The organism is Aromatoleum toluclasticum ATCC 700605, assembly GCF_000378245.1.
Classification (GTDB): Bacteria; Pseudomonadota; Gammaproteobacteria; order Burkholderiales; family Rhodocyclaceae; genus Aromatoleum; species Aromatoleum toluclasticum.
On the sequence record NZ_KB899533.1, the window covers coordinates 1 to 1,314 of the forward strand.

Genomic DNA, 1,314 nt, shown 5'->3' on the forward strand with positions numbered 1-1,314 from the left:
CGAATCGACGACCCGAAACCCAGCGCGAGATCGGAGGAACGGAAAATGGATGACGACTAGAAAGATCCCCTTGAAAGTCGGGGGAGTCCATGTAGTGGAGCTAAGGGGCCGCGCGCTTTTGCGCGGTCCCAGCGACCGGAGGGAGCGAACTTGAGCGCAGGGTTATGCGGCTATAGCCCTGGTTGATTGGATACGCCGGCACCGCCAAGGTACATTCCATTAGTCCCATGCAATAGCTACTTGGTCTTTTTAAATCCATAAATTGCCCATTGTACGTTTGCGTAATATTGAGTTTTATACGTTGCTTCTTTTACTGGTCCTTGTTCTGAAATCTTAATTCCATTTTGTGCGTAGAACATCTGCACAGACTTCCGCGGGCCGCACAACGCCTTTAGTTCACCTGGTAAGGCATAATAATGATAATACCTAGCCTTTAGAGATTCTTCGCTACACTTTTGGACGTCTATTGTAAAAAGTGGCCGCCCATCAGTTGAATAGCTCAACGAATAACCGTCATCCTTTTTTGTAATCTCAATAACGTATTTACCAAACTGATCTGCCCCAAAATTCTCTCGAGTTTCAGACGCAAATGTACCTACGAACAATTCGTCAAATGAAGTATTTGACGCCGCTATTGTTTCAACTGCAATGCCGGCCTGAGAGCAAGCGTATTTGAGCGCTGTCTCGGCGGGAGAGCCCGCGGGGTAACTTTTGCTCCATTCATAGGGGGGACTAGAAGTACGAAGTACTGTGCCTGTAGCCATTTGACCACTAAATCCAACCATTTCTATTGGTTTAGCTCTTTTCGCTTGGCAGTCGTATTCCAAGTAATTGCGATAAGACATGATCGCGGTATTCTTAAATGGGGATGATCGGTCAAGCAATACTTTTGCTTTAACCGTAGCCCCATCCTTCAGAATAGACTGGGTATCGATATAGGTAGTGGTTCCATCGAGCTTGCTAACCTCCTGCCACTCAGCTACTGCCGGTGAGACCACAAGAAACATCAGCATTGTAAGTACTAGGCGCATATGAACCCACTAAAATAGTTTGAGGTAAAAGTGATGAGATAACTACATTCATTTCTTATGGGCTTGAGCAAAATCCAATACTATCCGCATAACGAATTAGCTAACCGGCAGCCAAAAAGCGTAGCTTTTGGCTGTCCAGCGACCGAAGGGAGCGGGGTTGAGCGTAGGGTTAGGCATCGGTTTTCTGAAGCGCCAGTTCTTTGCTGATTACGGAAGGAAGGCTCTTGGGCGATTTGATGCGTAGTTGCTTGTTGACATTGAACCTGCCAAAAACGACATCAAT

General features: G+C 46.7%; 1 protein-coding gene. It reads right to left on the minus strand.

Annotated elements, in window-relative coordinates; all coding sequences use genetic code 11:
• Window positions 1-236: 236 nt before the first annotated feature.
• Window positions 237-1,013, minus strand: coding sequence for a surface-adhesin E family protein (locus F464_RS31285; protein WP_157354293.1), 777 nt, complete (start codon window positions 1,011-1,013; stop codon window positions 237-239).
• Window positions 1,014-1,314: the final 301 nt, after the last annotated feature.

Excerpts from the sequence above, each read along its gene's own strand:
- F464_RS31285 (WP_157354293.1), bottom strand. The coding sequence starts at position 1,013 with ATGCTGATGTTTCTTGTGGTCTCACCGGCAGTAGCTGAGTGGCAGGAG.